Annotated in this window: 22 protein-coding genes and 1 CRISPR repeat array; of the genes, 13 read left to right on the top strand and 9 right to left on the bottom strand. The window is 50.8% G+C overall.

All coding sequences use genetic code 11. The annotated features are described in order from the left end of the window. Positions 1-6 precede the first annotated feature (6 nt). Together cas6f and BZG73_RS06595 are read left to right on the top strand one after the other, a co-directional pair. On the top strand, positions 7-645 hold the full coding sequence (gene cas6f / locus BZG73_RS06600) for a type I-F CRISPR-associated endoribonuclease Cas6/Csy4 (RefSeq protein WP_077667893.1): 639 nt from the start codon (positions 7-9) through the stop codon (positions 643-645). Between the two features lie 154 nt (positions 646-799). Beyond that, a CRISPR array of direct repeats spans positions 800-1,247; the repeat unit is 28 nt; unit sequence GTTCACTGCCGCACAGGCAGCTTAGAAA. A 532-nt stretch (positions 1,248-1,779) separates the two neighbouring features. After that, positions 1,780-3,519 carry a methyl-accepting chemotaxis protein gene (locus BZG73_RS06595; protein ID WP_046073171.1) on the top strand — a complete coding sequence of 580 codons (1,740 nt, stop codon included), beginning with the start codon at positions 1,780-1,782 and terminating at the stop codon, positions 3,517-3,519. Between the two features lie 115 nt (positions 3,520-3,634). On the opposite strand, the gene BZG73_RS06590 is transcribed toward BZG73_RS06595, so the two are convergent. The 4 genes from BZG73_RS06590 to BZG73_RS06575 form a co-directional block, all read right to left on the bottom strand. Then, positions 3,635-4,534 (bottom strand): DMT family transporter, encoded by a 900-nt coding sequence (locus BZG73_RS06590; RefSeq protein ID WP_077667892.1) that lies wholly within the window; start codon positions 4,532-4,534, stop codon positions 3,635-3,637. Between the two features lie 118 nt (positions 4,535-4,652). Continuing rightward, on the bottom strand, positions 4,653-5,138 hold the full coding sequence (locus BZG73_RS06585) for a DUF2780 domain-containing protein (RefSeq protein WP_235606024.1): 486 nt from the start codon (positions 5,136-5,138) through the stop codon (positions 4,653-4,655). 100 nt (positions 5,139-5,238) lie between these two features. Then, entirely contained in the window at positions 5,239-6,843 is a 1,605-nt protein-coding gene (locus tag BZG73_RS06580; RefSeq protein ID WP_077577774.1) for an ABC-F family ATPase, read from the bottom strand. A 190-nt stretch (positions 6,844-7,033) separates the two neighbouring features. Further along, on the bottom strand, positions 7,034-8,521 hold the full coding sequence (locus BZG73_RS06575; RefSeq protein ID WP_077667890.1) for a carboxypeptidase M32: 1,488 nt from the start codon (positions 8,519-8,521) through the stop codon (positions 7,034-7,036). A 110-nt stretch (positions 8,522-8,631) separates the two neighbouring features. Between BZG73_RS06575 and BZG73_RS06570 the strand changes: the two genes are divergently transcribed. After that, entirely contained in the window at positions 8,632-9,210 is a 579-nt protein-coding gene (locus BZG73_RS06570; RefSeq protein ID WP_077667889.1) for a gamma-glutamylcyclotransferase family protein, read from the top strand. A 79-nt stretch (positions 9,211-9,289) separates the two neighbouring features. On the opposite strand, the gene BZG73_RS06565 is transcribed toward BZG73_RS06570, so the two are convergent. Together BZG73_RS06565 and BZG73_RS06560 are read right to left on the bottom strand one after the other, a co-directional pair. Beyond that, entirely contained in the window at positions 9,290-10,312 is a 1,023-nt protein-coding gene (locus BZG73_RS06565) for an OmpA family protein (RefSeq protein WP_077666227.1), read from the bottom strand. Between the two features lie 62 nt (positions 10,313-10,374). Beyond that, positions 10,375-11,049, bottom strand: a complete 675-nt coding sequence (locus tag BZG73_RS06560) for a DUF2786 domain-containing protein (protein WP_077667888.1) — start codon at positions 11,047-11,049, stop codon at positions 10,375-10,377. Between the two features lie 124 nt (positions 11,050-11,173). Here BZG73_RS06560 and BZG73_RS06555 point away from each other — a divergent pair, with 124 nt between their 5' ends. The 4 genes from BZG73_RS06555 to BZG73_RS06540 all read left to right on the top strand — a co-directional run bounded on the left by BZG73_RS06555 (position 11,174) and on the right by BZG73_RS06540 (position 15,936). After that, positions 11,174-12,070 (top strand): hypothetical protein, encoded by an 897-nt coding sequence (locus BZG73_RS06555; RefSeq protein WP_077667887.1) that lies wholly within the window; start codon positions 11,174-11,176, stop codon positions 12,068-12,070. A 103-nt stretch (positions 12,071-12,173) separates the two neighbouring features. Next, positions 12,174-14,540: a DNA polymerase II gene (locus tag BZG73_RS06550; RefSeq protein ID WP_077667886.1), complete on the top strand. Its 2,367-nt coding sequence runs from the start codon at positions 12,174-12,176 to the stop codon at positions 14,538-14,540. A 60-nt stretch (positions 14,541-14,600) separates the two neighbouring features. Further along, positions 14,601-14,885: a DUF1289 domain-containing protein gene (locus tag BZG73_RS06545; RefSeq protein WP_046073180.1), complete on the top strand. Its 285-nt coding sequence runs from the start codon at positions 14,601-14,603 to the stop codon at positions 14,883-14,885. An 88-nt stretch (positions 14,886-14,973) separates the two neighbouring features. Further along, positions 14,974-15,936, top strand: coding sequence for an ion channel (locus BZG73_RS06540; RefSeq protein ID WP_077667885.1), 963 nt, complete (start codon positions 14,974-14,976; stop codon positions 15,934-15,936). A gap of 84 nt (positions 15,937-16,020) precedes the next feature. On the opposite strand, the gene rplY is transcribed toward BZG73_RS06540, so the two are convergent. The 3 genes from rplY to BZG73_RS06525 all read right to left on the bottom strand — a co-directional run bounded on the left by rplY (position 16,021) and on the right by BZG73_RS06525 (position 18,824). Continuing rightward, positions 16,021-16,302, bottom strand: coding sequence for a 50S ribosomal protein L25 (gene rplY / locus BZG73_RS06535; RefSeq protein WP_046073181.1), 282 nt, complete (start codon positions 16,300-16,302; stop codon positions 16,021-16,023). Between the two features lie 193 nt (positions 16,303-16,495). Beyond that, the gene (locus BZG73_RS06530; protein WP_077667884.1) at positions 16,496-18,301 is read right to left on the bottom strand and encodes a DEAD/DEAH box helicase; all 1,806 of its coding nucleotides are present in this window, start codon (positions 18,299-18,301) and stop codon (positions 16,496-16,498) included. Between the two features lie 61 nt (positions 18,302-18,362). Continuing rightward, positions 18,363-18,824, bottom strand: coding sequence for a GNAT family N-acetyltransferase (locus tag BZG73_RS06525; RefSeq protein WP_077667883.1), 462 nt, complete (start codon positions 18,822-18,824; stop codon positions 18,363-18,365). A 288-nt stretch (positions 18,825-19,112) separates the two neighbouring features. Between BZG73_RS06525 and rsuA the strand changes: the two genes are divergently transcribed. The 6 genes from rsuA (at position 19,113) to BZG73_RS06495 (ending at position 26,606) form a co-directional block, all read left to right on the top strand. Further along, a complete protein-coding gene (gene rsuA / locus BZG73_RS06520; protein WP_077667882.1) occupies positions 19,113-19,805 on the top strand; it encodes a 16S rRNA pseudouridine(516) synthase RsuA in 693 nt (230 codons plus the stop codon). A gap of 215 nt (positions 19,806-20,020) precedes the next feature. After that, entirely contained in the window at positions 20,021-21,229 is a 1,209-nt protein-coding gene (locus BZG73_RS06515) for a Bcr/CflA family multidrug efflux MFS transporter (protein ID WP_077667881.1), read from the top strand. After that, a complete protein-coding gene (locus BZG73_RS06510; protein WP_046073186.1) occupies positions 21,226-21,867 on the top strand; it encodes a DUF2913 family protein in 642 nt (213 codons plus the stop codon). Before BZG73_RS06515 ends, BZG73_RS06510 begins: the two co-directional genes overlap by 4 nt. 97 nt (positions 21,868-21,964) lie before the next feature. Continuing rightward, the gene (locus tag BZG73_RS06505; protein ID WP_235606023.1) at positions 21,965-23,338 is read left to right on the top strand and encodes an MATE family efflux transporter; all 1,374 of its coding nucleotides are present in this window, start codon (positions 21,965-21,967) and stop codon (positions 23,336-23,338) included. A gap of 150 nt (positions 23,339-23,488) precedes the next feature. Further along, positions 23,489-24,160, top strand: coding sequence for an ABC transporter ATP-binding protein (locus tag BZG73_RS06500; RefSeq protein WP_046073188.1), 672 nt, complete (start codon positions 23,489-23,491; stop codon positions 24,158-24,160). Then, complete coding sequence (locus BZG73_RS06495) at positions 24,141-26,606, top strand: ABC transporter permease (protein WP_077667879.1); 2,466 nt, start codon at positions 24,141-24,143, stop codon at positions 26,604-26,606. Before BZG73_RS06500 ends, BZG73_RS06495 begins: the two co-directional genes overlap by 20 nt. Positions 26,607-26,632: the final 26 nt, after the last annotated feature.

Below are 26,632 nucleotides of genomic sequence, written 5' to 3'. Positions count from 1 at the left end.
GCAGTGATGAACTACTACCAAGAGATCACCTTATTGCCAGACGCCGACATCGCAGTAGGCTTCCTGTGGCAAAACGTCTTTCAACAAGTGCACATTGCTTTGGTGGAGCACAAAGTGGCGAGCAACCAATCTCTGGTTGCAGTCGGTTTTCCTGATTATCGTCAAGCAAAGTTTCCGCTTGGCAGTAAGTTGCGTCTCTTTGCAAAAGAGCAAACGACATTGGAAACGTTGGATATCCACCGCTGGCTAACTCGGTTAGAAGACTATGTACACATCAAAGGCATCAAACCCGTACCAAACGATGTAACTTACGTAAGCTTTGTACGCAAGCAGGTGAAATCGCCCGAACGAATAGAGCGGGATATGCAGCAAAAAGCCGCACTATGGGCAGCAAAATCTGGCAAACCGCTGGTGGAATGTTTAGCGGATTTGCAACAAAGCAAGCCGACAGCGTTGTGCACCTTGCCGTTTATTTACTTGCATAGCCAGCAAACCAAGCAACGTTCACCAGAAAAAAACAGCAAGTTCCCGCTGTTTATTGAGATGCAGCAGCAAAGCACATCACAAGATGGGAGCTTCGATTGCTATGGTTTGAGTAGCAAAGCGAATGGGCAGTCAATATTGGCGACCGTACCGCACTTTTAAATTGAACAAAAAAGGGTAGTTTTTACCCTTTATTTTTGCTCTTTAAAAATGTGCTTTAAATACAAATAGTTGCAAAAGGTGAGTTTTAACAGGGTAAAAAGATGATTTTTACCCTAACAGCCTGTTGCAGCTTATTTTTATTGGTTTATTCTATGTTCACTGCCGCACAGGCAGCTTAGAAAGGCTCTCGCGCGTCGAACTGGAACAACGAGCCGTTCACTGCCGCACAGGCAGCTTAGAAATCGATATCAGACCAGGCACTACCATCATGATTGTTCACTGCCGCACAGGCAGCTTAGAAAATCAGACCCGCCATCGGAACCACCATCAGAGCGTTCACTGCCGCACAGGCAGCTTAGAAATTTTTATAGGCATCTAACAGCTCAGAATGAAAGTTCACTGCCGCACAGGCAGCTTAGAAAGCGAATCTCGCGCTGTATCACGTCGTATTTTAGTTCACTGCCGCACAGGCAGCTTAGAAAAGAGTCATGCCGCCGAATGAGTCCGAGAATTGGTTCACTGCCGCACAGGCAGCTTAGAAATTTCCAAATTGGATGTTATGTGATTTACCAGGGTTCACTGCCGCATAGGCAGCGTAGGTGACACAAGCCCCAGCACTATGTTGGATAGGGGACATTGCCAACGGGCGCCTGTCACGATCGAGGTTAATCGTTGGCGCCGATGTCGGAGGCGCGTAGTCCGCTTGGATAATAGATGGCTGACATTGCACTGGCGCTTGTCCGACCTACGCACAGGCAGCGACGATGACACAAGCCCCAGCACTATGTTGGATAGGGGGACATTGCCAACGGGCGCGCGTCGGCCTGGCACCTATAACTAACATCATGCTGGCGCTTGTCGACCTACGTGAACGTTAACGTCGGTGGTGCCAGTGGCGATGCTGCCTGTCTGGCTTTTTCATTGAAATGACTAGTTTAATGTATCTCTGAGCCACTTAACTTTATGGCCCTACATTAATCGTTGCGTTTATTTTTATCGAGTAATCAAAAACTAATTGATATCGAGACTTTTCCTGTCCAGCTTTTTTTAATTGATGGCGAGAATCTATTCTACGATCAAACGGTAGTGGCATTTTGGTCGATGTTGTCTGTTGTTGAGTGGCAGGAGTTGGATATGAACATCAATAACACCATGAAGTTAGTGTTCTTTATTATTGGGGCAGGGATTGTCGTTAGTTTTATAACTATTATTCAACTCAACGGCCTGATGAATAAAGTCGATGAAATGGCTCAGGTGCGATATGAATCGTACCAAACGGCCGATGAATTAAGGCAAAGCTCTGATGACTTGACCCGCTTGGGTAGAACGTATGTGGTGACGGGAGATGAAAAGTACGAAAAGATGTACATGGATATCCTCGCTATTCGCAACGGAGAGAAACCTCGCCCTGAAGATTATCACACCATTTATTGGGATTTAGTATTAGATTATGGGCAAAAGCCAAAACCTGATGGAGAGAAGATCGCGTTAAACCAGCGTATGCAGGCGCTTGGTTTTACGGAGAAAGAGTTTGATCTTCTTAAAAAAGCTCAGGCTAACTCTGATGGATTGGTGAATATGGAAGTGAAAGCCATGAATGCGGTCAAAGGGCTTTATCCGGACAGTAGCGGTAACTATACCGTTCGTGGCGAGCCAGATAGGCAAATGGCGATCGACTTGTTACACAGCCCGCAATATCACCAAGAAAAAGCAAAGATCATGAAGCCTATCGAGCGTTTTTTTGTGGCATTGGAAACACGAACCAATGCGCAATTTAATCAGGCGGCGGCTAGCGTGAAAAAAACCGTTCTCATTGGCAATATTTCGTTGGCCGTTGTGGTTGTGATTGCTGTACTGGGTTATGTGGTCACCAAGCGTAATGTTGTTAACCCCATTGATAGAATGGCATCTACCCTTAAAAGCGTTGATGACAACTCAGATCTAACGTTGCGTGTTGATGATAGCAAAAATAATGAAATTGGCACGATTGGTAGCACGGTAAATAAAGTTATCACTAGCTATTCGTCGACCATTGAAAAAATCAATACTGTTAACCATATGATTTCCCAGATCACAGATAGTTTGGTGAACATCACGGATAAAAACGCTAAGGTGTCGAGCCAGCAGAATCAGGAATTGGAAATGGCTGCGACCGCGATGGAAGAAATGACCTCTGCATTATCAACGGTCGCGGAAAATACGTCGATGGCGGAAAAATATGCGGGCAATACCGAGCAAGAAACTGGTTCGAGTAAAGAGGTGTTTGACAAAACAATGCTAGAATTCGGTAGCTTGGAAACGGAGTTCAAGAAAACCTCGGAAGTCATTCAAGAATTGGCTGATGAATCGACCAATGTTGGTAATGTTTTGGACGTAATCAAAGACATCGCTGAGCAAACAAACTTGTTGGCCCTTAATGCGGCTATTGAGGCGGCACGTGCAGGTGACCAAGGCCGCGGCTTTGCGGTGGTGGCGGATGAAGTTAGATCACTCGCACAGCGCACGCAAAAGTCAGCTGGCGAAATAGAGGAAATGATCGGTGGTCTGCAAGGTAAAGCCGAGCAGTCGACACAAACTATTCGTATTAATGCTGAAAAGATCTCATCCACGCGTGAGAATATGACCACGGCGAATGACGCCTTGGGGACAATCAAAGAGTCGGCAATAGAAATACATCGCCTCAATACCTCGATTGCCTCAGCGACCGAAGAGCAGCTGTCTGTCAGTGACGAAATTTCTGGCAACTTATCGAATATAAAGAACTTGTCGAGTGACATGAATGAGGCAATTGAGCAGTTAGGCCCGATTGTCTCTAACTTGAAAGAGAATGTTGACTCGCTCAGTGGCGCTATTCGACATATTCGCACGGAATAACCGCACTTTAGGCTGGTTGCCTGGGGCAGGAAAGCAGCCATTCTCCCCGACGAGGGAGTGGGTGTCTATTTAGAGCGCGCTCTCACGGTCATCTGATTTCTAAGCGGGCGCGAAACTAAACACTCGCGCGTCTTCTAAAGAGACGATGCCCCATTGCATTGAACAACGCGCCAGCGACAATTAACCCGCCACCGATATATGTCCAGATCGAGGGCACTTCGTTAAATATCCATACCCCAATTAATGTCGAGAACACGATTTGAATATAGGCGTAGGCAGAGGCTTGTCCCGCTTGTTGGGTTTGCATCGCTTTAGTTAAGCCGTATTGGCCAACTTGGGTAAAGACGCCGACTAACACCAACAGCAAGGTCAGTGACAGGCTGGGCATTACAAAAGACGGCCACATCAGCACGGTGGAAACCGGTAAGGCGATCATGGGGAAATACAAGATGATCACTGAGCTGTCTTCGGTGCGACTGAGTTTGCGCACAATCACATAGGCAATCGAGCTGCCGAATGCGCCCATTAACGCCACTACCACGCTAAAGGTAGGAAGTGCATCGTCAATGGATGCATTGAGGTTAGGTTGCACCATAATATAGAGCCCGGTTAAACACAGGGCGATACACACTAACGTCGCCCCTTGTAAACGCTCTTTAAGCAGCACGAGCCCTAGGATGGCGGTAAATACTGGGTGGGTGTATTGCAACACGGTGGCTTCGGCGAGTGGCAGCGTCGTTACCGCATAATACACGCACATCAATGCCATGGTTCCCAATACGCCGCGCAATAAAAGTAGCGGTTTGTTGTTGCCCCAAGGCGATAAGCCTTTGCGTCTGACATCGGTATAACTGATGATTAGCGAGACCAAGGCTCGCGATGCCACAATCTCAAACACTGGGATGCCGTTGATGCTGACATATTTCACACAGGCCGACATGAGCGCGAACCCGAGTGCAGAGAGGAGCATATAGCGGATCCCGATGGGGATCGCAGAAAGAGAAAAGGTAGGCATAATCACACGGCGTTGAACAACAAGGCGGATATGATAACGCGTCTCGATGCTTTTTTCTTGCCGGTTTGTTAAATAAACACGCGACCCTCAAGGCCGCGTGTGGAAAGCGAGTGTGAGGTTAAGGCCAAAGTTGGGTTAGGGAACTGAGCAACCCTTGACTGGCACCTTGTTGCCCAAGGTACTCAAGCACAATGGGCACAAATTGTTGAAGCGTTGCAGGGTCAATCCCGAGCTGCTGTGTGACGTCGTATAATGCACTGATGGAGCCAATGCCGCTGCTGACGCCTGAACCGCCAAGGAGCGAAGACAGTGACGTTAAATCGGGGCGGAGATTGGCAAGCTCTTGTTGGTTGTTACCGGTGAGGTTATTAGCTGCCATCGCTAACAATGCACTGGCGCCGCTGGCGGCTTGCGTTGAACTTACATCCACTTGGTCGGTAATCGACTGGACAAGGGGAGATTGGCTGGCCTGGTCATCCGCGAATTGCGTCGCCATTTGCGTCATCACATCGGTCGTTTTATCGCCTTGGCCGAACAGTGCGTAGCTTGGTGTTGCGAAAATAAGACTTGAGAGCGTCAGAAAGGTCGCCGCGTATTTCATCATGATCATCCATTAAGCAGAAAAGAGAACCGTGATCTAGGTATAGCGAGGATCGCCGCTGAAATAAAGCACCTCAGCGGCAAAGTGTTGGCGAGTCTCAGCGTTAAGCCACGGCACGCACTTTTTCTAGATGGGCGAGGTACTCATCGTAACTGCCATTAAAGTGGATCAATTGCTGATCTTTTATCTCAATAATGTCGGTCGCCAGTGAGGAAACAAATTCACGGTCGTGGCTGACAAAAATTAAGGTGCCAGGGAATTGCTCTAGCCCTTTGTTGAGTGACTCGATGGCTTCCATATCCATGTGGTTAGTCGGCTCATCCATCACAATCACATTGATATCTTGCATCATCAATTTGCCAAACATCAGGCGGTTTTTCTCGCCCCCTGAACAGCTTTTGGCTTTTTTATTCACATCATCAGCCGAAAACAGTAAGCGGCCTAAAATGCCACGAACCATCAAATCATCGTGCTTGGCCGTACGCCACTGCGACATCCACTCAAACACGGTGAGATCGTTATCAAACTCAGCGCTGTTATCTTGCGCACAGTAACCAATGGATGCGTTCTCTGACCATTTGATCGTGCCCTCGCTTTGCGCAAGCTCACCGACCAAACAGCGTAGCAGCGTTGATTTACCCACCCCGTTTTCGCCAATAATCGCGAGGCGCGAGCCGGCTTCCAGTAAGAAGTGCCCACCACGGAACAGGGGAGAATCGTCAAAGGCATGGCCCACCTCGCGCAATTCCACCGCTTGACGATGCAGCTTTTTACTTTCCGTAAATTGGATATACGGGTGCACGCGACTGGATGCTTTGACTTCATCAAGTTGGATTTTTTCCATGCGTTTCGCACGAGAGCTGGCCTGTTTGGCTTTGGAGGCATTTGCCCCAAAACGGTTAACAAAGTCTTGCAGCTCACTCAGTTCGGCTTCTTTTTTGGCATTGCTGGCCAGTAATTGCTCGCGTGCCAAGCTGGATGCTGCGACAAAGTCATCGTAGTTGCCAGGGTAAACACGAAGCTCACCAAAATCGATATCGGCCATGTGTGTGCACGTGGCGTTAAGGAAATGACGATCGTGAGAAATGATAATCATGGTGCACTGGCGCTGCTGAAGCTCACCGGCCAACCAGTTGATGGTGTGAATATCCAAGTTGTTGGTCGGCTCATCCAACAGCAAAATATCAGGATTGGCGAACAGCGCTTGCGCGAGCAGCACGCGTAGCTTCCAGCCCGGTGCGACTTGCGACATCAAGCCAAAGTGCAGCTCTTCGGCAATACCCGCTTGCAAAAGAATGTCGCCCGCGCGGCTTTCCGCGGTGTAACCGTCCATTTCGGCGAACTGGCTTTCTAGTTCCGCCACGGCCATACCGTCTTCTTCGCTCATTTCCGGCAGAGAATAAATGCGCTCTCGCTCTTGCTTGATTTCCCATAGCTTGCGGTCACCCATCATCACCGTATCAATCACTGAATACTGCTCATAGGCAAATTGGTCTTGGCTGAGCTCGCCCAAGGTTTGTCCTGGGGTGACGGACACATTGCCTGCGGTAGGTGTGAGCGCACCACTCATGATTTTCATCAGGGTTGATTTGCCACAACCATTGGCACCGATTAACCCGTAGCGGTTTCCGTTACCAAATTTGGCAGAGATGTTTTCGAATAGCGGCTCGGCACCAAATTGCATGGTGATATTGGCGATTGAAATCAAAAGAGTTTCCTAGCGACTGTACTCAACCAAGGCCCGTATCGTTTATGGCAAGCGATAAATTCACGGCCCAGCGAGGAGGGTGTAAAGATAAATATGACTGAGCGCGCATTGTACAGAAATGTGATGGAATTAACAGATTAACCTGAAGAAACCCAAGCCAGCTGGGCTGGCGTGGGGAATGTAGAGAGGCTTACAAATACCGCCCTTGAATGTAGTCGCGGAAGTGGGCGGGGTTAAGGGTTTCGCCGGTGGCGTCTTTGAGTAGGTTATCGGTTGAGGTGGTGCTGGCGCGTTGCCAGATATGTTGGGACAGCCAATCAAATATCGGTGACAGATTGCCGCTGGCGATAATGCCATCCACGTCCAATTGCTGGCGCATCGCTTGCATCAATTGTGCGGCATAGAGGGCCCCTAGCGTATAAGTCGGGAAGTAGCCAAAGCTGCCATCGGTCCAGTGGATATCTTGCATGCAGCCGTTTTTGAAATTCCCGGCGGTGCTGAGGCCAAGATATTGCTGCATTGCGTTGTCCCAGCGCTCAGGGATATGCTCGACCTCCATCTTGCCACTGATCAGATCGCGTTCAATGTCATAGCGCAGCATAATGTGCGCGGGGTAGGTGACCTCGTCGGCGTCGACGCGGATATAGCCAGGTGATACCTGAGTGAGCACGCGGTGGAGGTTTTCGACCTGAAACGCGGGATCGTCTTGGCGGTTAAAGGCCTGCTTGGCTTGCTGACAGATTAATGTTGCGAAGGGTTCACTGCGGGCGAGCTGCATTTCAAAAAATAGGCTTTGACTTTCGTGTACGCCCATTGAGCGTGCTTGGCCAACCGGTAAACCGGCTAGGTCTTTAGGTAGCCCTTGCTCATAACGCGCATGGCCGGTTTCATGAATCACACCCATCAAGGCGGAGGTAAAATCTTGCTCATCATAGCGGGTGGTAATCCGTATATCGGAGGGCACGCCGCCACAGAATGGGTGGGTGCTGACATCGAGGCGACCATGGACAAAACTAAACCCAAGCTGCTTCATGATTTGCTCACCTAGGGCCTTTTGTTGCGCTTGCGGGAAGGGGCCATTAGGCTTGATGACTGGCTGCTTGGCTTGCTTGTCGACCACGGCTTGGATAGTCTCCGGCAGCCATTGTTTGAGTGCACCAAACACTTCATCAATACGCTCTGCCGTCATCCCCGGCTCATACAAATCAAGCAGCGCTTCATAAGGCGAGCAAAGCTTTTGATCGGCACGAATATGAGCTTCTTCACGCGCGAGCGCAACCACCTCTTTCAAGTTTTTGGCGAAGCCTTGCCAATCGTTGTCTTGGCGCTGCTGACGCCAAGCATGCTCGCATTTAGCCCCAGCCAAAGACTTCGCTTTGACCAAGGTGTCGGGTAACACGCTGGCCTGCTGCCACTCGCGCTTCATCTCTTCTAGACTGGCGTGTTGCGTCGTCGTCAGTGACGAGGATTTTGCGTCCACATCTGCAAACCAATCACCCAGCTCGGGTTGAGTCAGTTGGTGATGACAATACAGCGCGAGCTCTGCCATGGCTTCGGCGCGAGCCTTGTTGCCGCCTTCTGGCATCATGGTTGCTTGATCCCAACCGCAGATTGCGGCAAGGTGCTGAAAATGCGAAAGGCGCTTAAAATGTGCTTCCAGCTTATCGAGTGGTTCCATTATCACTTCCTTGTTGACAACATTGCCGGATATTCTGGCAATTTCAGTGAGAAAAGCAAGGCAGCGCCTCTAGTTCTGCCAGCGAATGCAATAAAGGAGTTTGCAACGTCATGTATCTATTTGGGTACGGGAGTTTGATGAATCCAGCCTCACGGGCGCTGACAGGCGACTCAGGGTGGGCYTGTCCGGTGACTGTCAGTGGACTTAGCCGCCACTGGAGCAATGTGAGTGAGGCATTTATCTCGCCGCTGGTGGTGCTTGAAGGGGAGGGGGAATGCAACGGGGTATTGGTAAACATTGACCCACAATCACTGCCCGATTTTGATCGGCGCGAGGCAGGTTATCAGCGTTTACAGTTAGCCGAATCAAACATTGCTTTGCCTGAAGACGTTATCCTGGATGGTCCCGTGTATGTATACGTTGCTGATGCACGGCGTGCCCCAGATGCAGATAAGCCGATTGCGCAATCCTATGTGGATACGGTAATGGCAGGGTGTTTGCGCTATTCGACGGACTTTGCTCGCGCCTTTTTAACCACCACTCAGGGGTGGGAAGGCGCTTATCATAACGATCGCTCAGCGCCAAGATACCCGCGGGTGGCGGGCGTGAGTGATCAAGACAGAATCGAAATAGACCGTTTGATGCAGAACCATTTACAAGGTGTTGTCGCGCCCTCCGTCAATTTTTGATCTCGCGAGCACAATAAAACAGGCCACCGCTCAAACGGTGGCCTGTTGGGCGTTTAAGTCATTTTAAGCGCGGGTGGCGTTAATTGACTTCCACGTACACGATCTCGGGCGAGGTAACCTCAACGCGGCGGTTTTGTGCGCGTCCTTCCGGCGTGTTGTTACTGGCGATGGGATCGGCTTCGCCCTTGCCTTCGACGGTGAGGCGGCTCGCATCGATACCCGCATCCAAGAACACATCTGCCACCGCTTGCGCGCGCTCAACAGACAGCTTCTGGTTATAAGCCGCAGGGCCTTTGCTATCCGTGTGACCCACAATCGTCGCGGTGGCTTCTTCGTGGCGAAGCAAGCGATCAACTAAGGGCTGTAACGATGCCGCTGCTTGGTCAGAGAGTGTGGCTTTGTCAAAACCAAACATTTCGGTTTCGCCGGCTTCCGAGAGCACGATTGATTGTGGTTCAACCACGGGTTGTGGCTCTGGTGCAGGCTCTGGCTCTTCCATCACTGGCTCTTCAACCATCGGCTCTGGCATTGGCTCGTGGTTAGTGCGTCCAAAGTGATACGTCATACCGACAGTGACCAAATTGTTATCGACGCTTGAGAAGTAGCCATCATCCATATCGTTGATGTGCTGATATTCAAGGCGAACGTTAAGTTTTTCTGTTGCTTGGTGATCGACACCTAACGCCCCCATTAGTGACACATCGTCACGATCGCCGGCGTTGCTATTAAAGTCCCACATGGCGCCACCAAGCTTACCGTAAAGCGCCGTATCAGGTTTGAAGTGATAAGAAAATTTGGGCGCAAGTGTCAACGCAGTCAGATCGCCCGAGGCGCCAACAGTGGTGCCTGATTGGTCAAATGCGGTATCAAAGCGGCCTAAGTAATCATAGGTGCCTTCGAGCGCAAACCAATCGTTGAAATCATACCCGGTGATTATCCCCGCGCCGAGCTCTGAATCTCCGCAATCGGTGTCAGTCACACAGCTATCTTCTAAAAACGAAGGACCAATGCGGCCACCCATATATAGGCCACTGTCTTGCTGTGCATAGGCGGTAGGTGCCACCGCGATTAATAACCCTAGGCTTGTCACTATTTTTTTCATGCCACTGTCTCCTCAGTAAGGATATGAAGAATTATTTTACGCATTTGCTGCTTGTTATAGGCTCACATTAGCTCATAGCAACTGGACTGCCAGCGGGCAGCGCCAATAGCCATTGATAACGTGACACTCTCGTAATCATCGGTCATGGCCGCCATGGCTTCTTTCAGTTGCTGCTTAAAGGTCTCGCGGTCAATATTGGCGAACTCTTTATCGATATAGCTTTTGATTTTGTCGTCGCTATCACGCGCGTCAAGCTGAGGAAGTTTATCGAGCGCGCCCTCAAGCCAGCCTGTGGTAAATGACTGTACGCGCCGCGTCACCTCTTGCGTACTGGTGCCTGTGCCTGCAAAGCTATTGCGAAACTGGCCGATATGTTCATTCATATCACGATAGACCACATCGAAGGCAAAGGCCGCAAAGATGGCACGGTCTGCATCACCAATAAACTCGGCCTGCTTTAGCCCCTTGTGATTGACGAGCACACACTCCACCCCAAACCGGCTATTGATACCGCGAATGATTTTTAAGATCGATTGGCCAATTGAAGCGGGTAATAGCTTTTCTGAGCGCGTTTTGCCCATGCTGATGAAGTCAATGTCGTCCTGGTCGAGACCATGCTTACGCATCAGCCGCTCGGCCATTTTGATCGCCTGCGCTGCCTCATTCACATTGGCGGAATTGCTGAGCTCGAGACACTTAGCAATTTTTTTGAGCGCTTTGCTTTTCGGATCTGACATGCATACTTCCCGGAAACGAACAAACGCGTATTGTATCGCGTCCGCAAGAGACAACAAAGGGTTGAAAGAATGGGTGGCTGCGTTCGGTCYTGTTGAAAGAATCAGTAATAAGGTATGAGGACGAATGAAAAGAGCGAATCGTGTCATTGGCGCGTTAGTGGTGGTTGTGGTTGTGGTGATCAATGCCGAGGTGGGCCGCCGTGTGATTAATCAATGGATTGATCCGGCCAGTTACATTGGCCTTTGGTTGTTATCTGCCGCCGTCATGGCGTTGGTAGGGCAGCGATTTTCCCCGTTAAAGGACGTGGCCAACCGTTGGCAAGGGGAAGCTCTCGCCTCGCGTCAAATGCCGCCTTTTACCACATGGCGCCTTGCAGGCTTGCTTTTCCTGGCGGTGACCAGCGCGGTATTCGCCTGCCGATTACTTGATATCGCCACCTTGGGATTGGTCGTGGTGGCGAGTGTGCAAGGTGTCTTGGGGCTGGTATCCCGTTCAACGCATCAACATTGGTTGTGGATGGGGTTAATGTTGATTTTCGCAGGACTGGGATATTTACTCGCGCCGGGCATGTATGCCCCCAGTCCGTTAGGCATGGTGCTAGGGCTGATTAGTGGTGCTGCATGGGCGAGTTTTTGGCTGCAAGTGACCCAAGGTGCTCATCAAGCCGACGTTATCGTGGCGACCAGTTTACGGATGAGTTTATTGTTGGTGTTGCCCCTAATCATCTTTACCTTACCCAATGGTTTTCTTTCGCTGCGCGGTGTTGGGTTTGCTGTCCTTGCTGGTGCATTGTTTGTGTTCGCTGCTGGGGTATTTTGGCGCATGATGGCGTCAACCCAGAGATTGTTGGCACAACAGCTCATTTGGGTGGCCGTCTTGCTCGCCTTAATGGGTCTGGTGGCTTGGGATCAAAGTAGCATGATGAATATGCGACTCACTAGCGCGGCTGTGGTCGTGGTGGTTGGGGTAGTTGTCATTGGCGTTGCCGGGCGCGCTGAGGATCCCGACCAACCTACTTAGGGCTGTTTATCTATACAGTGGTTGGTGGGGTTTGTTACACTGAACGCATGACCTACACAATGCAACCGTGATAACGCCTGTGCCCTCACTCTCTTCGTCCTACATGCAGCAAGGCTTCGTGATCACGCGCCAACAGCGTGATCGCGGCCAAACCACGTCGATTGTACTGTGGCTATCGACGCCAGATGGTCCCGTAAAGCTGTGTATTGATGATCAGCAAAGCGTGTTTTTTGTGCCTCAAGAAGAAAAAGCGCGTGTGGATGCTTTACTCCCATCGGTTGATCCTCACGCTTACTGTAAAGCGGTGTCATTATCCACCTTTCAACACACCCCCGTGGCGGCTTGTTATTTCAGTAGTGTGAAGCGCGCGCAAGAGGGACAGAGGGTGATAAGCGGGGCGGCTATTCCTTTGTATGAAGGGGATATTAGGCTCGCCGACCGCTATTTAATGGAGCGGTACATTTGTGGCAGCTTGTTGTTCACCGGTCAAGCACGTCAACGTCAAGGTTACCTAGAGGTGACGCAAGGCAAAGCGAAACAAGCAGACTACACCCCCGCATTGCATCATGTGTCTTTGGATATTGAATGCTCACAAAAAGGGCAACTTTATTCAGTGGGGCTCGCGAGTGAAAAAGACAGCCGAGTGATCATGGTGGGCAGCCCGCAAGACAATGCCCCTGATTGGATAGAGTGGGTCGATGACGAAGAAGCATTACTGAGCGCGCTAGAAAGATGGTTTACCTATTACGATCCTGACGTTGTGGTGGGTTGGAATGTGATTGATTTTGACTTTCGCTTGCTTGTGAAGCGCGCCCACATCTATCAACGTGATCTACGTCTTGGGCGCGGCGGAGAGCGAGCTTATTGGCGGGATGGGGGGAGCAATAAACCTGGCTTTATCAGTTTGTCGGGGCGGGTGGTGATTGATGGTATCGACGCACTAAAAACCGCGACTTATGGGTTTCGTTCATGGGCGCTAGAGGCGGTTGCACAAACGTTATTGGGAGAGGGAAAAGCGATTGATAATCCCCATGATCGCATGGCCTCCATCAATCGCATGTTTCATCACGACAAAGTCGCACTGGCCACCTACAACTTACAAGACTGTGTTTTAGTCAACCGTATATTTGATCACACCCATTTACTCGACTTTCTCATTGAACGATCGCGGTTAACCGGGGTGGAGCTTGACCGTGTAGGGGGCTCGGTAGCGGCCTTTACCAACTTGTTTTTACCACGCCTGCACCGATCGGGATATGTGGCGCCTAACCTTGCCAGTGAAGGGTGGATAGCAAGCCCCGGCGGTTATGTGATGGACTCAAAGCCTGGGTTGTACCACTCGGTGTTGGTCTTGGACTTCAAATCGCTGTATCCCTCTATTATCCGCACCTTCCTTATCGATCCCTTGGGGCTTATCGAAGGACTTAGAGCGCAAGAGGCAGGGCAGGACGCGGACACGGTGCCAGGCTTTCGAGGCGGCGTCTTTCATCGTGAAAAACATTACCTCCCCGCCTTGATTGATGATTTGTGGCAAGCTCGCGACCGAGCAAAAAAAGCCGGTGAAAAAGCCTTTTCACAAGCGATAAAAATCATAATGAATTCCTTTTATGGGGTGCTGGGCTCACAAGGGTGTCGGTTTTTTGATCATCGTTTGGCATCGTCGATTACCATGCGTGGCCATGAAATCATGAAAACCACCCGTGAATTGATTGAGGCGCAGGGCTTTGAGGTCATATATGGCGATACGGACTCGACGTTTGTGTCCTTGGGTGGTGAGCAATCGAGCGAACAAGCGGACCGTATTGGTCAGCAATTAGTGAGTGAAATCAATCGCTGGTGGCAAAGCCATTTACGCAACTCATATGGTTTAGACTCGGCCTTAGAAATCGAATACGAAACCCATTACCAACGCTTTCTCATGCCAACCATTCGGGGTCAAGAAACGGGTAGTAAAAAGCGCTACGCCGGCCGCGTAGTAGACAGACAGTCTGGCGAGGCAACACTGGTGTTTAAGGGGTTAGAAACCGTTCGTACCGATTGGACCCCGTTGGCACAAACCTTCCAAAAACAGTTGTATCAACGTGTGTTTGATGGTGACGAAGTAGACGGGTTTATTCGCGACATCGTAGAGCGTACCAACCAAGGTGAGCATGACGATGCATTGGTCTATCGCAAGCGGCTGCGCCGACCATTGGCAGAGTATCAAAAAAATGTGCCACCGCACGTGCGCGCGGCGCGGATGGCAGAAAGTGAAAACCGTAAACTTGGGCGTCCCGAGCAATACCAGCGGGGTGGCTGGATAGAATACGTGATCACGGTAAATGGCCCGGAACCCTGCGATTATTTGCGTAGCCCGATTGATTACCAGCATTATATTGATAAACAGTTAAAACCGATTGCTGACGGCATTTTGCCCTTTATCGGCAAAGAGTTTGATACGTTGGCGCTGCCGCAACTGGGGTTGTTTTAATCTAAATTTGCAATTTCGTTGCCCACCCGCTTGAATGAAAGAATCAGCAGGGAGGTCGACGTGGAACAGCTCGATTTTTTCGAGGTGCCGAACCCGTGTAAAGGCATCTGTCAGGTCAACAACAAAGGCTATTGCAAAGGATGCTTTCGCAGCCGCGACGAGCGTGTTCACTGGTATGCGTTTACCAACGAGCAAAAACGCAATGTCGTCCGCCTTTGCCATCAGCGCTACCTGCGCATCTTGCGCGCGAAAAGAAAACAGGCGCAAGACGCGGCTTTAGACGCAGAGCCCCTGCCTTACCAACCTTCTTTGTTCGATGAACTAAACGACGACTCCTCGTCTTAGTTATTTGCTTTCCCTCTCCCTTGATTGAACGGCATGTTCGCTGGCGAGTTGGCACGTCCTTTCTAAAATAGAAATAGGAGGGCGAGCGATGAGCGGTAAAGTATGTGGGTTTAAAGCGCGTAATGGGTGGCAATGTGATCAGCAAGCGGGTGACTCCGGTCTTTGCTATTGGCATGATCCTAACATTGACAAGCGACACCATGACGTAAAAGCGGATGTAGAAGCGTGGGCAGCTTCGGGCCGGCCACTGGATGGTTTTCAGCTGGCGCGCACCAACTTGACTGACATTCATTTGGTCAAYCGTGGTAACAAGCAAGGTTACTCGTGCCAAGGTGCGGATTTTTATCGTGCGAATTTAACCGAAGCSCATTGCTTTGGCCTGGACTTACGCAATGCATCCCTGATGAAAGCCAATTTACTGCGCGCCAATCTTAATTGTACCCGTCTCGATGGTAGCAATTTATTGGGGGCGGATATGGCGCGCACGGGGCTCGAAAATGTCGATTGGGGAGCGCAACTTAAGCAAGAGCGGTTGGCTTTTTTGGAAAAGGATCCGTCTCGGCGTCAATCTTTGTTCCAAGAATCGGAAGAGGTATGCCGCAACATCCGCAAACAATGTGAAAAACAAGGGCTGTTTGATGTAGCGGGATATTTTTTCAAAAAGGAAATGCGGTTTCGCCGTTATCAGATGCCGAAGCTCGGCTTTCAGCGCGCACTATCGAAGACGGTCGATTTGTTTTGTGGTTACGGTGAGGATCCGTTACGGGTAGTGATTTTTTCCGTATTAGTGATTGCGTCTTGTGCGCTGGCGTATTTTGCGCTGGGTACCACACAAGCCAACCCGATTTATCCGGATCTGACTGGCGTCGAAGCCCGCTTTTATGAGTTGCTGAATGCGCTGTATTTCAGTGTGGTGACCTTTACCACCCTAGGATATGGCGATATTACACCGTCTGGCTTTGCTCGCTTTATTGCTGCTTTTGAGGCATTTCTGGGGAGCTTTACCATGGCGCTCTTTGTGGTGGTGTTCGTGAAGAAGATGACGAGGTAGGGACGGAAAAGCAGAGGAAGAACTCACAATGAAAAAGGCGCCGCAAAGGCGCCTTCTCTCATCTCATCATGATCGCAAATGCGATTAGATGCGGATGAAGTCCATGTGCTCAACTTTTGGCTTGAACGCGTGGCGCTGGATGTCTTGTGGCTTAACTTTTACTTCTTGGCCATCGATAACCAGGATGATGCCTTCGTAGAACTCAGGCTTGTCCATTTGGTTAACAACCACTGGGTGGTCAAGTGCGATTGATACAGGCTCTTGGTTGCCACCGTAAACGATCGCAGGGAATTTCTTCTGATGACGTAGGCGGCGGCTCGCACCTTTACCCTTTTCTGTACGTACTTCAGCTTCGAACTTAAACATAATTAATAACTCTCTTTAGAGTGAAAACACAGTACTGAGCGTAGCGACCTAACTCAGTACCCAAAAACGAGCGCGGATATTAGCACTGCTTGACCACTAAAACAAGCTTTATAGGCGGGATTCATCGCCGCCCAAGCAGCCCACACGGTGCCTTTTGCTCGTGGAGGCGTCTTTGAATGGACCCTTAGTGCTTTCAACTCGCGTCGGATTCTGCGAAGGCTTGCCCTCGGCTTTGCGCTAACATGGCCGTTAGCCTGTCTTGGCCAATAAAGCGCTCCACATCAAAGATTTTCTGACGCAGATGCCAGAATCGGCCTTGTTTACGTGCAATCACAAAGTCGGGCGGACGAAATCGGTGCTGTGACGCGGCCACTTTGGTCGGGGCGGTGGCGTCGAAGGGGCGGTGCCGATCGACCAGGTGTGGTCGGACAAATCGTGCCAGGAAGTCTTGTTTTTGTTTTTTGCTGGCCAGCGGCCACACCTCGTGTAAATCGTTGCCCTCGTGGGTGTGATAGGTCACTTTAAGTTGTGGTTTTTGATAGCGGTTTTTGCCCGCGGTGAGGGTCATGTCGGTGCATGCGACCACGAGTGCATCCTTGAGCTTGAGCGCTTCACGGAGTGTTTTGTCTGGATCAATTAAGGGGGCGTCACATTGGTGACAGCGACGTGCGGCAATATCGTTATCGGCGCCACACTCATCGCAAAACTTGGCGCGAAAGCGGTAACCACAGATCTCGCGTTCGCCATCTTCATCCTCAAAATAGCCTTGGCACTGGCGGCCATAGTGTTCAATCAAACAGCCATTGTCGTCCAGTTTGCCCCAAAAGCTGTTATTAAACCCGCATGCGGGGCAGGGGATCGTCACCAGCTCACTGTCACTATCAGGTTTGGGCATGCCTATTTCTGGTTGGTACAAGTCGTAGACATTCCCGGCGTAGTCGAGAATCAAACAATCTTGCTTTCCTGGCGCGAGGCGAAGACCACGCCCGGCAATTTGTTGATAGAGACTGACCGATTCCGTGGGGCGTAAAATCGCGATCAAGTCCACATGAGGCGCATCAAAGCCGGTCGTGAGTACCGATACGTTCACTAAGTATTTGAGCGCTTTTTGTTTGAAAGCACTGATCAAGCGATCTCGCTCGATACCAGGCGTGTCACCCACGATCAACGCGGCGGAACCGTCCGGCAAATAAGAGAGAACTTCCTGCGCATGATTGACCGTGGCGGCAAAGATCATCACCCCTTGGCGTTCTTGTGCATATGCAATAATTTGTTCGACAATTTGCGGTGTCGCGCGAGGGGCATTGGCAACCACCTTCTCGAGATCCGCTTCCCGATAATAACCGTTCGCGGTGCGTGATACTTGGGAAAAGTCATAGCTAAGTAGCGGTGCATCCAGAACATGGGCAGGGGTAAGGAAGCCTTCATCAAGTAAGTGACTAATCGGCAGCTCAAAAACACAGTCACGGAAAAACCGGGAAGCAGTCGTGCGCACTTTGCCACTGGTATGGTATTGATAAATCCAGCCTTGTCCGAGTCGATAAGGGGTGGCAGTGAGTCCCAACACTTTGAGGCCAGGGTTGACCGTTTGCAGATGCGCAATGACGCGGCGATAACTACTGTCTTGGTTGTCAGGAACACGGTGACACTCATCTATCACCAGTAAGGAAAACTGGTCTGCAAAGGCATCCAAGTTTCTTACCACTGACTGAACTGACGCAAAAACCACTTTGTCGTCAGAGTCTTTGCGGCCGAGTCCAGCGGAAAAGATCCCGCCCGTTAATCCATAGCCTTCATATTTGGCATGGTTTTGCTCGACAAGTTCTTTCACATGAGCGAGCACCAGTACTCGACCTTTGGCGATACGTGCGAGCTCTGCGATCACCAAACTTTTTCCCGCACCGGTCGGTAACACGGCGACAGCAGGAGACGTATGGCGGCGAAAATAATGCAGCACGGCTTTAACCGCGTCAGATTGATAGGGGCGTAGGGTATACATAACGAAAAAACGGCCTAAATGAGGCCGTTTAGTTTACTGACTTGTGACGTCAGGTACAGAATTAAAGTCGTTTAGTCATAATGCAGTGCTGGCGGCGAGGCTGGTAATCGAACTGCTCATAGAAAAGTCGAGCGCCTTTGTTGCCAATATTGACCTCGAGGATGACGGCCACACACTCTTTTTCTTTGGCTCGCGCTTCAACGTGTGGGACCACTTGCGACCCCACGCCTTGCCGTCGCCATCTTTGTTGGATAAAGAATTGGTCTATCACACCGACGCTACCGCCGTTTTCCACGCTGAAGCTGTAAGCGACGACTAAAAAGCCAATCGTTTCGGTTTCTCCCTCATGCTCAACATCAATCAGAAAAACATCACCACGCTCGGGTTGTGAGAGCAAGGTGTTGAAAGTGGCCGCGACGGGAGTACGATCAAAGGGCAGCGCTTCGTGGTCGTGCTGTTCGTGTGACAGCGTCAATAAGGTTTCAAAGGCATCGGCGTCGGGGCGGCGAAGAGAGACAATCATGGTGTTTCCTTCTTTATCACTGATTGGTCAAGACGACCGTATCATACTCGCCAAATTGGCATGCTCAATCACCAACAATATTTTGATTGGCAGGTTGTGACAGACTCGGCGTCTCAGCAAAAAGCGTTGGGTTTTGCTTGCATTGTCATATGTCCATCACGTGGACGATGACAATCAGTTTATCCCATCACGGCGTGCTTTTCCGTCAGATCTCGTAAAACTTGATCTGTGTCTGAGCCGCAATGTGACGTATAATCCGCGGCAAACAAAGGTGTAATAAGCGGTAATATGCGATTAGATAAATTTTTATGTGAAACCTTAGGGGTGACACGAAAGCAAGCAGGGCGTGWGCTTAAAAGCGAGCTGGTGACGGTTGATGGTGAGGTGATCAAGTCGGGTGCCGTCAAAGTGAGCGATCAAGTGGAAGTGGCGTTTGAGGGACGTGCCCTTACGTTGTCAGGCCCGCGCTATTTTATGATGTACAAGCCTGCTGGCGTGGTGTGCTCGCATGAGGATGCGTTTAATCCGACGGTCTTTGTATTGCTCGATGAAGTCAATGCGGAAAAGTTACACATTGCTGGGCGCTTGGATGCGGACACAACGGGACTGCTGTTGTTTACCGATGACGGTCAGTGGTCACATCGTATTACATCTCCTAAACATCAGTGCACCAAAACCTACCGTGTGTGGCTGGCTGATCCGATCAGCGCGGAGACGGCAAAAGCCTTTGAAGAAGGGGTGATGCTACGAGGCGAGAAGCAACCCACGCTACCGGCAACCCTCGAGAAAGTTGATGATTATGAGGCACTGCTCACTATTCAAGAGGGCAAGTATCATCAAGTAAAACGTATGTTTGCGGCAGTGGGCAATAAAGTCGATGCGTTGCATCGAGAGTCAATCGGTGACTTGGTCTTAGACGAACACTTAGAGCCTGGTGAATATCGTCCATTAACAGACGAAGAGATCGCGTTACTCGGTTAACGCAGGTGACTGGTTAGCCCCGTCATTGTTGGCGCTCGGTGAGTAACGGTAAGCACAGCATGGGCTGTGCTTTTTTATTGCTCATCGAGAAGCATGTGTTACGACAACGTGACCAAAAGAAAGACATTCTTTCCCACGGCGACACAATAAATTGTTACACTTTGACCACGCTCACGTTATTTCCCTTTGTCCTGTCTTTTACGTTAAGGAGAGTTATGTCGCAATCATCGGCTGTCACGTCGTCCCCGACTCAATTAAGCTGGCTTTTGATCTTGGTGCTTGGTGCGATTGCTGCGTTGACACCGTTAGCGATCGACATGTACCTCCCGGCGATGCCAGCGATTGCCGCGGATTTAAATGCACCAAGCAGTGCGGTGAAATCAACCTTGGTTGCGTACACGGCCGGCTTTGCCATTGGACAGCTTTTTCATGGTCCGATTTCTGACAGTTATGGTCGCAAACCAGTGATGCTGGCCGGTGTGGCACTATTTTTCGTTTGTGCAGTGGTCAGTGCGATGGCCCAAGATATCGACGTACTCACTGTTGTGCGTGCAACGCAAGGATTTGCGGGGGCCGCTGCCGCGGTCATTATTCAAGCCTTGGTGCGTGATATGTTTGAGCGTGAAGAGTTTGCGCGCACCATGTCTTTTATCACCTTGGTGATGACGATTGCGCCTTTAGCGGCACCGATGATTGGTGGCTATTTGCTCACTTGGTTTGATTGGCGCGCGATTTTTTGGGTACTGGCTGGTTGGGCGTGTTTTGTGCTGCTTTGCATTATTGTCCGGATCCCTGAAACCTTACCTAAACACAATCGTCCGCCTATGCGTATTGGCGCGTCATTGCGTAACTATGCCCGCATGCTCAAAACACCGTTTGCGGTAGGAATGATCTTCTGCTCAGGGTTTTCCTTTGCTGGGATGTTCTCTTTCTTAACCGCAGGCTCATTTGTTTACATTGATTATTACGGTGTGAGCGCGAAGATGTTTGGCTACTTGTTCGCGTTAAACATTGTCTGTCTGATTGTGATGACCTTTATTAATGGCCGTTTGGTGCGCAAAATGGGCTCKCAYTGGATGCTGCGCTTAGGGCTGGGGTTGCAGCTGGCTGCGGGGATAGCCATTGCCGTGTTCCAATGGTTAGACATTGGGCTTTGGGGCACCGTGATTCCAGTGATGATGTATGTTGGGGTAATTTCAACCATCGGCAGCAACAGCATGGCTTGCTTGTTGGCCTGCTATCCGCAAATGGCAGGCACCGCGTCTTCTTTAGCGGGGACAATGCGGTTTGGTATTGGCTCGTTGGTTGGTGCAGGGGTTGCCGTTGCTTCAGACGGTACGCCCTGGGGGATGGTTGGCGCGATCGCCCTTTGTGCGATACTCTCTGCCGCTTTCTATTGGCTATTGGCAAGCAAAGAACCATGAGTTATGTCACCGAAATTCAAACTGTGATGGCCGCCGCCTTTGACGATCTCGCGGCAGCGATCGCCGCCAAAAAAGTGGCCGATGCGCCCCATGCGCGTGAGGCGTTTCTTGGTCGCTGGGTGGCGCAAGCGGTGAAGCAACAACGTTTTCATCACAGCGTTAAAGCGGACTTACAACGTTGGACTCAACGTGCCCGCAGTGCCGGCACGCAGGCGGGTCTCGGCGCTGAATTTGCTCAAATCCAAACAGTGTATGCCGAGTGGTTTCCGGTTGGCGAACCTGCCAAGCCTGTCCACAAATCGCAATTACAGCAGTGGATTGATTGTGCGGTTGAAGCGGGTTGGTGCGTGCATACACAAGATACGATTGACCGAAAAGTGAAAATCATATCGGGTGGGCAGCATTCAATGGCCGTGTGTCCAGACGCGATGCAATCGGCTTTTGATGATGAGCAGCGCTTGGTCTCACCACTGAGCGTTTATGTCCGGGGGCCTGAGCAGGCGGTCGTAGCCTGGGCGCATCAGGCATGGATAGCACCGACGAGAGTGACTGCCTATAAATCGATCGTCAAATACCATGCTGAGTACCGTATTTGGCCGAACAATCAAGCCGATGGCTTAATGGTGATGCCACATTAATCGGAGTGTCTTCGCAGATAAGAAAACGCCCTCGGGCGTTTTTTTCTGTTTTAAAGGCACGTAAACTAACCAGGTTACCTATAGGTTGGAGTCGTGTGTGACCGTACTTTCCCGTCCTTTCTTTGATCCTGTGTTTTTAAAACGCTTACTTTTAATTGCGGTACCGATTGCGCTGCAAACCATGATGTTTTCGAGCCGCAGTTTGGTCGATATCCTGATGGTGGGACAGTTGAGTGAAGCGGATGTCGCCGCCATTGGTATTGCCGGTAAAGCGATGTTTATCTCCTCCTTACTGATTCTCGGCGCCATGACCGGCGGCTCTATGCTGGTGGCACAATATTGGGGCGCGGGTGATCGGCAAGGCTTTCGTGAAAAAACGGCGCTGACTGTGACTTTAACCAATGCCACGGCGGCGTTAAGTGCGTTTGTCTTTTGGGCTTATGCAGATGTCATTGTGGGGTTTGCCAGTGATAATCCCACCGTTATTGCGCTGGGCCAAGACTACTTGCAAATTGCGGGTTTATCCCTGTTTTGTCTGGCCAGTGTATCAGGGTTGGCTGCCGGGCTTCGTGCCATGCATAAGCCAGGGATCAGCACCTTTTTTAGTGGGGTCGGGATCAGTGTCAACGTGGTGCTCAACTGGGTATTTATCTTCGGTAATCTGGGCGCGCCTGAACTGGGTTCGAAAGGGGCAGCAGTGGCGACTGTACTTAGCGGTATGGTTGAGGTTGTTGCCTTGTATGTCTATTTGTATCGCCGTCAACACTTGGTTGCCTTCTCTTTGGCTGATTGGCGTGCGTCATTAACGTTACTCGCCGTAAAGCGCTTTTTATCACTTTCGTTACCGACGGCATTTAATTTTTTAATGTGGTCGTCAGGCTTGTTCGTTTACCACGCGATTATCGGTCACGTTAACGAAGCAGGCTTGGCGGCTATTGCGGTTATCACGCCCGTCGAGTCACTTTCACTGTCGTTTTTGATTGGCACCGCCAATGCTGCCGCCGTTTTGGTCGGCAATAACCTTGGGGCGCAACAAACGGACACCGCTTACCACCAAGCCTGGCAGGTGGCGGTATTTAATTTTATCGCCGGCGTGGCAATTGCCTGTTTGATGCTGATGATTCAGCCCTGGGTGTTAAGTTTCTTCCCTGCATTAACGGGTGAGACCGCACAGATTACGGCTTATTTTTATTGGGCGATGTGTGCGTTGATTGTGGTGAAAACGATCCCCATGGCGATGATTGTTGGGGTACTACGTGCTGGTGGTGATGTGCGCTACTGCTTGGGGCAAGATTTTGTTGCACAGTGGCTCATTGGCATTCCTGTTGTATTGGCCGCCGCGTCGGTTTTTGAGTGGCCGGTTTATTGGGTGTATGTGCTGCTGGGGGTGGAAGAAGTGGTCAAATGGATAGGGTCCTTGATCCGGGTGAAGTCGGGCGTTTGGCTAAATAATCTTGTTAATGATGGCTAAGGATAAACGAAATATAAATTGGGAAGCTGCCCATCGGTTTTAACGCTTTTCTCAGCCTCTTAATTGGGGTACATTGCCAAATTAATCAAACAGTGTGACCTAGTTCTCGTTTATTGCTGTTTTTAAGACACTATAAGGGTGTGCATTGGCATGTTAGCAATTAAAGGGCTGTGTAAAGGTTATCAGGATGGGAGCGATTTCCACCCTGTGCTGCAAGGCGCCGCGATGTCGCTGTCGTCGACTAGCCAATTGGCGTTGATGGGCGAAAGTGGGTCGGGCAAAAGTACCTTGTTAAATTTGATTGCGGGATTGGATAAACCCGACAGTGGCGAGATCTGGTTTGACGATACCCCCCTTCACCGATTGAGCGAGGCGGCACGCACGCAGTTTCGACGTCAAAACATCGGCTTGATCTTCCAACAATTTAACCTGCTTCCCACCCTCTCTATTGCGGATAACATTCGCTTTTGTCGCCAATTAAAAGGCTTGAAAGAAGACGGTTGTCTGTGGCGACAAATTGTCTCTCAGCTTGATTTGATGCCATTGCTCAATCGTTACCCAGAAGAAGTGTCTGGTGGTCAACAGCAGCGCGCCGCCATCGCACGCGCGTTATATATGTCGCCCAAACTGCTACTTGCCGATGAGCCAACGGGAAGTTTGGATGAGCGTAATGCGGACGCGGTGATGCGCCTGCTTATCACGCTAACCGGTCAGCAGGAAGCTGGGCTGCTATTGGTGACACACAGTGATACCGTGGCCAGCTACTTGCAAGGTAGTGTGGGCCTACAAGGAGGCGTGCTCAGTGTTCGGGCCCGTCGCTAGCGCTTTATGGGGGCATTATCGCCGCCATCCGTTTCAAGTCTTTCTCGTCTGGCTTGGGTTAACCCTGGGGATCTCTTTGCTGGTTGGYGTGTTATCGATAAACCAGCATGCGCAGCAAAGCTATCGCCAAGGTGCACAGCTTTTTAGCAATCCGTACCCGTTTAGCATTCATCATACCGAGCGAACACAGCGCGTGCCGCATGCTTTTTACATTGGCTTGCGCCGTCAAGGCTTGACGCAATGTGTGCCGATTGATCGTCTCGACGTTGTGACACCGTCACTTAGCGATATTCATCTGATGGGAGTGGATGCGATCGCGATGCTGCCATTTATCGCGAATCAGCGTACAGATGACGCCCCCTCATTGTCTCCCATGGATGCCATTTCAGTGCCTTATCCTGTCTATGTAGGAGAAGCCATGGCTGAGCACAAAGGCTGGGAAGAGGGGCAAATGATCGATTTGCTGGATTACCCGCCGATCGGCCCTTTGCGTATTATCGATAATGATGCGCTGAGTATGGGCACCTACTTGGTGGCGGATATGGCGCTACTGCGTAAGCTTTCGCCTCGTACTGGGTTTACCGAGGTGTTATGCGGGGATTTGTCTCAAGCGGAACGACAAACGATTCGTGACAATTTACCTTCAGCCTTGACGCTGACCAAAACCCAATCAACCCAACTAGGCCCACTGACCCGCGCTTTTCACTTAAATTTGCTTGCGATGGGATTGTTGGCCTTTGTGGTGGGGCTGTTTATTTTTTATCAGGCGATTTCCCTTTCCATGACCCAGCGTCAGCCCTTGGTCGGTACCCTTCGGCAGCTAGGCGTTGATGGACGCCAGCTTTCTGGTGTTATGGCGACAGAGTTATTACTTTGGGTGCTACTTGGCGTGGTCAGTGGCAATGTGTTGGGTATGTTGCTTGCCAACCAATTACTCCCCGCGGTTGCTACGACCTTGTCTGATTTGTACGGCGCAGATATCACTTTAGTCATGCATTGGCAGTGGCAATGGGGACTCTACAGTTTACTCCTCGCTATTTTGGGGGCGGCGATGGCATCTGCTTGGCCGCTGGTGCGCTTAGTCAGCACCTCACCAGGGCGCTTATCGCAACGGATGACCTTGATGCGTGGCACACATCGAGAGTATGCCGTGCAGGCGATTTTAGCGGTGTTGCTTGGCGTGGCGGCGTGGGGCGTATCGTATTGGGAGACCAGCCAATGGCAAGGCTTTACCTTGATTGCCTTTACCATGTTAAGTGCTGCTTTAGCGCTGCCATATTTGTGTGGCGGGCTGTTTCATGCCAGCGCAGCAGCCTATGCGGGCGCGCGATGGCGATGGTTTTTCACCGATGCGGCGGCAAGTTTAAGTTACCGTGGTGTGGCGGCGATGGCATTTATGCTCGCGATTTCGGCGCATATTGGTATGGAAACCATGGTCGGTAGCTTTCGTACCAGCACTGAAACTTGGCTGCAGCAGCGCTTGGCTGCGGACGTTTATGTTCGGCCGAGCCATGCCGCTCTCGATGAGATGGAAACATGGTTGGTCAACAATAAAGACGTGGCGCAATTTTGGACCAGCTACCGGCGTGAGCTGACGGCAAACCAAGGGCGGCTTGAAGTGCTGTCGGTAGGAAACCGTCCGTCTGAGAAACAAACGTTGGCGATGAAGGCGGCTCAGCCTGATTATTGGGCACAAGTTCACCAAGAACGTACCGTATTACTCAGCGAGGCATTAGCGGCTAAATTTGGCGTGGGCGTGGGGGAGAGCATCAACCTTCCCGCGCCGATGGGCGAGCGCTGGCAGGTCGCTGGGATCTATTACGATTATGGTAACCCCTACGGCCAGCTTGTGGTGTCTACACGCAATGATGCGGGACAATGGCTAAAGCAAGGCCGATCATCACTGGCGGTGGTCTTGAATCAGGACACGCAAACTGAGCAATTCGTTGATCGCATCAATCACCGTTTTTCGCTGACCACCGGGCAGGTGCAAAACCAGGCGGATATCATGCGTTATGCAATGTGTATCTTTGACCGCACGTTTACTGTGACCGAAAGCTTGTGTGCACTGATGTTGGTTGTCGCGATATGTGGGTTGTTCTTTTCGACTTTGGCGACCGAGCTATCGCGCCAACGGCAATACAGCTTGCTACGTTACCTTGGCCTGTCAGGGCGTGAGCTCATTGCGCTCGGGGGAGGACAGTTAGTGTTGCTTGGTCTCACCAGTGCGCTGATTGCTATCCCGTTGGGGCTTGTGCTGGCGGGCATATTGATCCATGTTGTCCTGAAAGCATCGTTTGGGTGGACCATGACCATGAGCGTCTTCCCGATCAGCTATGCCACCACGATCGGGCTATCCATGTTGGCGCTTATGGTCGCAGGGGCTTGGCCTGTTTATCGCATGCTAAAACGCACCGCGGCGGCGTCGTTGCGTGACGCGCAGTAAAAAAGAGGCAGTGAAGTGATTCAGCG

The organism is Salinivibrio siamensis, from assembly GCF_001996005.1.
GTDB classification, from domain to species: domain Bacteria; phylum Pseudomonadota; class Gammaproteobacteria; order Enterobacterales; family Vibrionaceae; genus Salinivibrio; species Salinivibrio siamensis.
This window is presented reverse-complemented; position numbering and strand designations above follow the sequence as displayed.